Raw genomic sequence first — 9668 nt, 5'->3', positions numbered from 1 at the left:
AAAGCACTCAGTCGGAACGGAGATCAACCCCTCGTTTTGAAAAAGGGCTATACTTTTTAATTTGTCACCTTGATTTCTTTGACATAATAGTATTTCAACAACATGAAACGCCCACATCTGATAGAGTGGGCGTTTACATATTTTGATTCAAAAAAGTATAGCTTGAGAGCGCATTCTTTCCTTTAAGATCTTTCCGATTAATCATGCATAATGTAATTATGACCTAATCCAATTTATTGATCTTCCTTGAAGACACCTTTTAATAGCCTCTATTAATTCGTTCACCTTAGCTTTTTTACTTTCAACATCAATGTCTTCATTATTTTACTTTATTTTTTAAAAATCCCTAACATTTTTTCAAATAATTGAAAATATCCTCAGCAAAAAACAACAAAGAGGTTTATTTGATAAATTACGACAAGATACGAAATTTGAGAAAAGTGAAAGAAAAGTGCAAATATTGCAGCTAGTAAACTCACTAGTAAAAAAGATGCAAATTCAGTTAATCGAGATCTAAATATTTTCTAAAAAGCCATATGAACCAAACCTTGACCTCTTTGGATTCAGGGTCTTAAATTTTAAACATATTACAATTAAAGTAAATTAAAATAGGCGAAAAGATTTAATTCAAAATTTTAGTTTTTTATCCCTCACTGAGAATTAAGGTGATCTTCTATGACTAAATTACGAATTTAGCATACTAAACACAATATGACATGTTTTTTATTTTATGTGGTATACAATGAGAAAGTTGAATCGAGGTCATATGGATTTTATGACAAGAAAATGGAGAAAAAATTAGGAGGAAAGTATCTTGGTACAATTATCGCTTAAACAATTCTTGAAGGTGAAAATCGAAATGAAGAGAAGAACTATGTATAGAAAGGCAAAGGATCTAGGTTTCACCCATCCTATTGTGGTAGATTGTAGTCAAGAATTGGATGTATTATTAAATAGATATTCAAAACAGGCGCAAGTTTCCTAACCAGCATTATAATAAATACCCAAGCTATTAACCTGTATTAGGTTCCCTTTATAAATTTCAATCCAAATCCTGATGTTATTGTCATGATACGTATACATAACAAGTAATTGGGAAATATAATTTATAAAAGGAGGACAAATGATGCAGGTATTATTCATGTCATTGATGTTTGTTTCAAGCTTTTTACTACAGCAGCCTCAACATCTAGTAGAAAACTCTGCACCCACACTCTGTACACCTATTGCAGCTACTTCCTATAAGTATCCAAATAATCAATATCAGTCATTTCAAAATGAGGACGAGTTTTATCAAAAAATTAATCCAGCACTATATGAGGAATATTCTGATGCTAGCTTGAACATTCGTCAAAAAATAGCCTTTAAAGACATTCCAAAGGTTGAAGAAACATTTCATGTAAAAACTAATTTTATAGGTGAACAAATAGACCTCACTCAACATATTTTTATTCATCCCAATCGACAAGTATATTTTTTAGCATCCTTTAAACAAACTGAACAGGAGACCTATCATAAATATTTTGTCATCGACGCTGAGACACAATCCATTTTATTAGGAAACAGCCATTACAATCATATTGCTCCATAATTTCAATTACTCGTCATTTATTTCATTGTATGCTTGAAAGTTATGAAATAGTAGCAAATATGATGAAATAATGGAATTTTTTAAGTAAATCCCAAAAATATTTTTAACAAAAAATTCAAATTCTATCGCTTAATAATTACCCTAAGACACATACCCTTGGTCATAAGTTAGCTCGACTCTAGGCCCAGTGATCGATTTGATTCATGAGATATGCCTAGTAGTCGAGCTACATCTTTAAAGTATGGATTTTAACGAATTGCTTTTTGTTTTATCTCTTGCCTGATGTTCTCCACAAATTGTGATAATGGCATTTCATGTAAGGATTGCTCACCATGTTTACGAATAGTAACATACTGTTGATCTTTTTCGCGATCACCTAATACAAAAATATATGGTATTTTTTTCATTTGCGCCTCACGAATTTTCTTACCAAGCTTTTCAGAACGACTATCTACCCCCACACGAATCTGTTCCTTTTGTAACACCTCCACTACTTGCTGTACATATTCTTGGTGTTGATCTGCTACACCGATAATTTGTACCTGCTTCGGTGCAAGCCATGTAGGGAACACACCTCCAAAATGCTCAATTAATATCCCTAAAAAACGATCAATTGAGCCAAATACAGCTCGATGAATAACAACTGGTCTTACTTTTTCATTATGTTCATTGATATACGTTAAATCAAATTTCTCAGGTAGTTGGAAATCGAGCTGAACTGTTGCACATTGATGGCTGCGATGAATAGCATCTTTAATATGAATATCAATCTTAGGTCCATAAAACGCGCCATCGCCTTCATTGATTGTAAATGGCAAGCCCAAATGATTAAGTACGTTCTCCAGCGCTATTTCTGCTTGATTCCATAGCTCCAATTCACCCATATAATCAGCAGGACGTGTGGATAATTCAATGTCATACTGGAAGCCAAAAACCTGGTATACTTCATCAATAATTTTTAGAGCGAGTGCAATTTCTTTCTCGATTTGTTGTGGTGTGACAAAAATATGCGCATCATCCTGGCAAAAAGTACGCACTCGTAAAAGTCCATTTAATGCACCACTAAATTCATGTCGATGCACTTGACCAAATTCAGCCATTCGAATTGGTAAATCTCTATATGAATGTAAATCATTTTTAAAAATCAGCATGTGACCGGGACAATTCATAGGCTTTAGCGCGAAGCTTTGATCATCTACATGTGTAAAATACATATTGTCTTTATAATGATCCCAGTGTCCCGATTGCTCCCAAAGACGTTGATTCATCATCAATGGTGTCCGTACTTCATGATAATCAAATTTCGCTTGCAACTGGCGTAAATAAGACTCTAGCTCATTACGAATGATTTGGCCATTTGCTAAATAAAACGGCATACCTGGTGCTTCCTCTGAAAACATAAATAGCTCCAGCTCTTTTCCTAACTTGCGATGATTTCGCTTCTCTGCTTCTTCTAAAAAAACAAAGTATTGTGCTAATTCCTCTTTTGAGGCGAACGCAACACCATATATACGCTGAAGCATCTGATTTTTACTATCACCACGCCAATAAGCGCCAGAAACATTCATTAATTTAAAGTGCTGTAATTTACCTGTAGAAGATACATGTGGTCCACGACATAAATCATAAAATTCTCCCTGCTCATAAATTGTCACTGTATCATGTTCAGGAATATCCGCTAATAGCTCTAGCTTTAATGCATCATGGGCAAATAGCTGCTGTGCCTCTTTGCGTGTAACCTCTCTTCTCAGTATCGGACTATTTTCTTGTACAATTTGCTTCATCATTTTTTCTATTTGTAGTAAATCTTCTGGCACAAGCGGATGGGCTAGATGGATATCATAATAAAACCCGTTGTCAATGACAGGTCCGACGCCAAAACGAGCATCAGGATACAGACGCTTCACTGCTTGTGCTAACAAATGAGCTGTTGAATGGCGAATTACCTGAATACCTTCTTTTGAGCCAGCATCATAGAGGGCGATTTGTGTATCTTCCACAATAGGGCGTGTCAAATCAATGATGGTTCCGTTAGCACTCCCTACAATTGCTTTTTTACGCAAAGCTGGGCTTATCGTTTGTGCAATTTCGGTTAGTGTTACACCCTTTGTAAATACTTGCTGTTGACCATCTGGAAATTGAATGTTAATAACTTGATTTGACATATTCTCTACTCCTTTTTTGAATAATCAGGTCCGATAAGACACTAATTAAAAAATAAAAAAACACATATCCGCCCCATAAAAGGGACGAGTATGTGTTCATTACCCGTGGTTCCACCCAAATTCCCACTAGATTTGCTAGTGGCTCATTGATTTGCAGTAACGTTGCAATAACGGTGCAAGTTTCCAAGCACGGCTCAAAGGTAGTAAGACTTGATTGCTGCATTAGGAAGCTTTCAGCAAATACCTCCCTCTCTGTGAATCGCTACTCAACTCTCGTGTCCTTATCATCACCTAATTCATTGATTGATGAAATTGTTAACTACTATAATCGAATATTATATAACTTGTCAATATTTGAAAAATTTTTTTTGCAACGCTTTTTCAAATCCTTATTGCTGTTGGTAAAGGATAGTCTGGTCTTTGTACGCAGTAATAACAATGTGGATCACTGCATTTTTCTTCTTGCCATTCATTGCAATTAGCACAAAAATAGGCATCAAAAGAATCATCATATATAGTATAATTTTGACATTTTGTGCACTTTTTTGTTTTATCAATAAATCCACTTATTTCTAGCCCATTAATAATAATAACACCTTCAAGTTCTTCTATTTGCACCCGTCTTTTCTCCTGTTTTTTCTACCTGCTATTGAAAATGAATCAGTACTTTCTTTTTCAGTGAAGCCTAATTGCCCTTCAGAGGAAGTATACTAAAGCTATCATGTCATAAACTGGGTAAACCATGCGATATATTTTGCTCCTGGAATAAATAGGAGCTGTGCCAAAACGGTTCCTAATAATCTTGAACCCATCATCATTACAGAAACTCGTTTAAGGCTTAAATAACTACCCCTTTGATTGATAACATCGTCTGCAAGAATAGAAATCTTAGGGTCAATAAAAATTATTAACAAGATTGTTGCCAAACCATTAATTAGTCCAGATGACATCATAGCCGTTGCATGTCTTTCAGGAGCAAGTAGTGCTGCATACAAGGCTGACAGCACCCCAATGGTATAGATGGCAGTAATTAGTACATTGATAATAAATAATTTAAAGGGAATATCACGCCAACTAATCCCTTTTAAGTAGGAAAAGCTTGGCATATGAATATGTTTGAAGCCTCTTTTGATATACTCGATTTTCACGCTTTTCTTGAATAAAGCTGGAATGGAGCCCCTTTCCTCCGATAAATGGATAATGGCTCTTGAAAATATGGCCACAAATGTAGGTAAAAGCAGTATGCCTACTAGTGTACCTAGTGAAGCAAAGCCAATTATTACTCGGAATTGCTGCTCGACGAAGGCTAGTGTGTTTACCTCTGGTACTGTATCAATTAAGCTACCTGTAAAAGGCTGTTGCATCATATTAGCCAGTCTAGACACCATAACCATAACATTAAATAAGGATAGGGCTGAGGCTAATAATTTTACTCTGGCACCCGACAATCTAACTGCATAGGCAAGTGTTTCAATCGAATGAATAATAAGTATAAATAACGCAATGACAATCAATTTATCAGTTAAAATGTCCAAGTTCTTTACCTTCTTTTCAAAGATTACTCGATTAACATATTTATATTTTGTGCTTGCTTCCCTATTCATATTTTACGAAATCCACCGCAATTGGTTCCATTATCGCCATCTTTTAGTTCCTTATACCAGAAAGGAAAATTATTATACAAATCTAATGTGTTGATTGATTAAGTCTTAATGGCAAAGAGTATGGATGCAAGCAAATTAATAAAATCATATTGAACAATTCTAATCATTTTATCGTTTGCAATGTAGCTGTTAACGTAAATGGAATTTTTAAATATGTATACTTTATCGTTATAGTTTTCATATTAGCCGCATCCACTTTCACAGCATAATGCTGAGGCTGCTTTCCTATTGCCTGACGATCTATGTATTGACTAGGAAAAATAGTAATCTGCCTTAATTTATAAAATATAAGGTTGGGATCATTCTCCATCTTCATTTCTGCTTCAAACGGTGCAGACTTACTTACAACAAGTTCTATCTTCTCAGGTACTTTATCGTTAATAAGGATTTGCTGAAGCTGTATTTCCTGTAATCCTTTATTCTCTACTTCAATTATTTTGACCGTTGGATTATCTTTAAGACTTGTATAAGCACTAATTACTAGTGGCGCATTACTTTTTACATAAATGATGAATGCCGCTCCCACCACAAGAACGCTAAACAATAAAACAAATAAAATTTTTTTCATTACTTTCCTCACTTTCCTGTTTCCCAATCAAGTATAACGATAAATTCTCTACTGGAAAACCTAGAAGATAAAAACAATCTGCCTTAGTAAGAGACAGATTGTTTTTGTAGTCTTATTTCATCACGTATTGGAATACCGTCATTGCCGACAAGAGGAATTTCAGGCTTATAGAGTCTTGCTTGTGCGACAGCATTTTGTAGAATTTCCACTAAAAAATAGCCCCGTTTTTGATAAAATTTTAAAGCATGTAAATTATCATTAGTTGTGATAAGAGTGATTCTTGTACAGTTAGTCGCGAAAGTCTGCTGTTCTACAGCCTGTACAAGTGAAGAACCAATGCCCTTACCTTCCACAATACTGTCTAGTGAAATAATTTCACACTCTTCTCCACGTAAAATATATGTCACAAGACCAAGTATCTTCTTTTTTGTGTCCATATATGCAAATCCCTCAAGTTTGCTACAGTCATAAATACCACTAGATATGACCATTTCTGTCGTTCCCCAGTGTTCCTTAAAAAACTGCTGCACTTCTTTTTGAGGTAATTGTTGAATCGAGACAATTGTCATTTTTTAACTCCTTATTAAATCGAAATATGAAAAACACTAGCTATTGCTTTCTGGATGCCCAAAAATATGGCCCATGAAACAACGCCTAATCCTATGGCAAAAACGATATGAATGGATGACTTCATCGCCATGTATATAACAAAGAGCATCATCATTGTTGCTGGTAAACCAACGATCACACCAACTGTAAAACGCTGAATATGTTCGCTCGATTCACTTTGTACTGTCAGCCATATAATACTTAAAATACTAACAAGAGGTAGTGCGGCAATAATACCACCATACGTTGGAAATCTTCTGGCTACCTCTGTAACGATCCCAATAATCGCTGCAGAACTAAGAATTTTAACAAACGTGATCATTATTTCGACACCTCGCTTAATAAACGAAATGCCTGTAAAATGGTTTGTTGCTCATCTTCTGATAATTGATGTAAAGCATGCTGTAGTTTATTATCGTCTAATTCGGTATTTTTTTTGACAATCACAAGCCCCTCAACTGTTAAATGAAGCATGACTTTGCGTTGATCATCAACAGCCCTTTCCTTCCTCACCCAGCCATTCCGTTCGAGTTTTTTAATATGCTCGGAGGCTGTATTTTGAGAAATATTCAGTAATCCTGCGATATCCCGAACAGTAACCTCATCTTCCTTTTGTATCATCTGTAAAATTCGCACGCTTTGATGGGAAATGACATCTTCATGTGTTGTATGTAGATGATAAAAAATAGTTGTAAAATAATTATTTATATCCTGAATCATCAAATTAACTCCTTTCAATATATCGTATAAAACGATTATATCGTATAATACGATGCATTAACAGGGATTCAATTCATATGTTATAAAGTTTATATTTTCAGATTTTTCAGTCTGTAGAAATATACTATTTATTTTTAATTCTTGCTAATTACGACAAAAAGATACTTGTAGAATAATAGATTTGTACAGTATGATAACACTATTCTTTTAAATTTAGGGTTTCATATGTTATATTTTCTGTATTTTATTGTGGGTGGCACCATCTTGGTGTTAGCTCTATTACTTAGCCATTCAAAATATTTATTTTTATCTGGCATTATCATAGCAATCCCCATCCTGACACTCATTAATATGGGCATGCAAATGAAAAATATGAAGGAAGACACCTTTCATAGCGTTTTACAAAATACCGTGTTTATAATGTCGATGTTTTCCTAAAAAGAAGGAGCTGACAGTTGGCAGCTCCTTCTTCTTTTCATTTAGAACTTTGGATAATTTATCGCCCAACTTTGCAAAATTATCGAGAATTAATTACTATTTACCGAAAATTCTTCACAAATACACCTATACTAAATCTGTTTTTAACAATTGTATTCATTTTAATTATCTCTTGATTATAGATAAATAAAACTCTTCATCCTCCTAGTAGGCAAAACTAGCCTGCCAACATTTTTCTAATTGTTTTCGTGTTAATGCAATATTGCCAATAAAAATTTTTCCCATTAACGTTAAATATTGGTGTAATCCTGGAATATGTGTCACTTTTTTATCAACTATAACATCATAAAGTTGATAGGTTTATTCTAGTTAATAAAAAACCACATCTTGTTTGATGTGACTTTCATTGCACACTATAATTCTTCTAAATAAATTGTAACTACGATGGTTTGTAATCCGTATATAAATGCTTTTTCACTTACAGCTCTATATTTATCATCAATATTAACTACATCACCTACATTAGGGATTAAAGCCGATAAATTATTATTAATATTGTAGGTCATAATTACATCTCCGTTTTGTTCACAAAAACTGATTGTAATATGTTCTAAATTTCCACTCAATTTTCACACCACCTTCTACACTTATCATAGTGCAAATGGGAATGATATGTCATCACTAGAAAAATAAAACAGAAATTTGACTATCAATTTAGTAGTTTCAATTGCTTGTTTTTGACATACATGATAAGCACTTATACGATTAATTTCGTACTATTATTTACGAATTTCTGTAAACTTGTAGTAAGTTTACTAAAATTCAAATAATATTATAATTATGGAATCCTTGCTACATTGACCCTAGCTCCAAATTCACATCATGGATCACTTAAATCAACCGTGGAATTGGGATTTTCACTGCTTTCTAACTTTGGAGAGAAGATTTATTTACTCGTGACGTATCTCGTAAGTTTGCGATACTCTCGTAACTCTTTTAGGTGATTCCACTATGATAAATTTTTTAAGAATATTGTAATACTCTAATTTTTATGAAAAGAGGCATAAATTATGGCTAACCTTATGGATACTATCTCGGCATTGAGTTCGATAACAGAGATAAAAGATTTTCAAGGAAATTCTTTGTGTATAATTACATCTAATGGTGTATATGTAGGAACCCAAATTACTGTTAATAATTCAGATGCAGTCTATACCAACACTAATAATCTCATTAGACATATTTACTATCTATCCATCCAAAACAGCGAAAATAATGAAGTGAATGGTAAAGCTGTTAATTTTGATGAAACTATTCTTTTAGAAAACGTAAAGTACAAGGTAGGTAAAGTAGTGATGACAGCCAATCATGTTGTACTTAATATTTCCCAGATTGTTTCTTTACACGTTCTTCAAACCGAAACGGCTGAAGCTTTCTTGCAAAAACTATAGTAATTTAATTGAATTCACTTTTTTCTACGCACCATTTGGCTAATTGTTGCGTCAGCTAGAATAGGTACGCTTTTTACTGCAATGCAATTTTATTTAGAAGTACATTATTATTTTGTGGTCTTTTGAACAAAGGGATATTAATATGTGTACGAATAATTTTTTAGTGGCTGCTCACCCACTTCTAACATTCTATTCTTACATATGGATTTAACCTAGGCAAACTCTTATTCCGATTACACACAAGACCATACTAATTTGTACGGTCTCGCGCTGAGCTTTATGGAGGTTTTATATTGCTTGTTTATGATAAACATACAAATTACTGTTATAGACTATTTATATTATCAAAATATTGAGTACTACATTCCACCTGGCATTGGCATTCCGCCCGGCATTGGCATTCCACCTGGCATTGGCGTTCGACCTGGCATTGGCATTCCACCTGGCATCGGCATTCCACCT

Annotated in this window: 11 protein-coding genes; 3 read left to right on the top strand and 8 right to left on the bottom strand. The window is 34.0% G+C overall.

Annotated elements, in window-relative coordinates:
- Window positions 1-814 precede the first annotated feature (814 nt).
- A complete protein-coding gene (locus AC3WOM_RS24570) occupies window positions 815-985 on the top strand; it encodes an aspartyl-phosphate phosphatase Spo0E family protein (RefSeq protein WP_427546113.1) in 171 nt (56 codons plus the stop codon).
- Window positions 986-1126: 141 nt separating this feature from the next.
- Window positions 1127-1591 carry a hypothetical protein gene (locus AC3WOM_RS24565; RefSeq protein WP_427546111.1) on the top strand — a complete coding sequence of 155 codons (465 nt, stop codon included), beginning with the start codon at window positions 1127-1129 and terminating at the stop codon, window positions 1589-1591.
- A gap of 248 nt (window positions 1592-1839) precedes the next feature.
- Here AC3WOM_RS24565 and thrS read toward each other — a convergent pair whose 3' ends face one another.
- From thrS to AC3WOM_RS24525, 8 genes are all read right to left on the bottom strand, one after another.
- Entirely contained in the window at window positions 1840-3756 is a 1917-nt protein-coding gene (gene thrS, locus AC3WOM_RS24560) for a threonine--tRNA ligase (protein WP_492448758.1), read from the bottom strand.
- Between the two features lie 381 nt (window positions 3757-4137).
- Complete coding sequence (locus AC3WOM_RS24555) at window positions 4138-4374, bottom strand: hypothetical protein (RefSeq protein WP_427549120.1); 237 nt, start codon at window positions 4372-4374, stop codon at window positions 4138-4140.
- 101 nt (window positions 4375-4475) lie between these two features.
- The gene (locus tag AC3WOM_RS24550) at window positions 4476-5291 is read right to left on the bottom strand and encodes a lipid II flippase Amj family protein (protein ID WP_492448757.1); all 816 of its coding nucleotides are present in this window, start codon (window positions 5289-5291) and stop codon (window positions 4476-4478) included.
- Window positions 5292-5523: 232 nt separating this feature from the next.
- Window positions 5524-5988: a hypothetical protein gene (locus AC3WOM_RS24545; protein WP_492448756.1), complete on the bottom strand. Its 465-nt coding sequence runs from the start codon at window positions 5986-5988 to the stop codon at window positions 5524-5526.
- 83 nt (window positions 5989-6071) lie between these two features.
- Entirely contained in the window at window positions 6072-6557 is a 486-nt protein-coding gene (locus AC3WOM_RS24540) for a GNAT family N-acetyltransferase (RefSeq protein WP_492448755.1), read from the bottom strand.
- Window positions 6558-6571: 14 nt separating this feature from the next.
- Complete coding sequence (locus tag AC3WOM_RS24535; protein WP_427549116.1) at window positions 6572-6919, bottom strand: DUF3147 family protein; 348 nt, start codon at window positions 6917-6919, stop codon at window positions 6572-6574.
- Window positions 6919-7317 carry a MarR family winged helix-turn-helix transcriptional regulator gene (locus tag AC3WOM_RS24530; RefSeq protein WP_427549115.1) on the bottom strand — a complete coding sequence of 133 codons (399 nt, stop codon included), beginning with the start codon at window positions 7315-7317 and terminating at the stop codon, window positions 6919-6921. Before AC3WOM_RS24530 ends, AC3WOM_RS24535 begins: the two co-directional genes overlap by 1 nt.
- A gap of 851 nt (window positions 7318-8168) precedes the next feature.
- Window positions 8169-8381 carry a hypothetical protein gene (locus tag AC3WOM_RS24525; RefSeq protein ID WP_492448754.1) on the bottom strand — a complete coding sequence of 71 codons (213 nt, stop codon included), beginning with the start codon at window positions 8379-8381 and terminating at the stop codon, window positions 8169-8171.
- Window positions 8382-8825: 444 nt separating this feature from the next.
- Between AC3WOM_RS24525 and AC3WOM_RS24520 the strand changes: the two genes are divergently transcribed.
- On the top strand, window positions 8826-9206 hold the full coding sequence (locus AC3WOM_RS24520; protein ID WP_427549113.1) for a hypothetical protein: 381 nt from the start codon (window positions 8826-8828) through the stop codon (window positions 9204-9206).
- Window positions 9207-9668: the final 462 nt, after the last annotated feature.

The organism is Lysinibacillus sp. FW301-JW8 (assembly GCF_058788755.1).
Note: the sequence above shows the minus strand (reverse complement) of the source record. Positions and strands in the feature narration are given on the sequence as shown.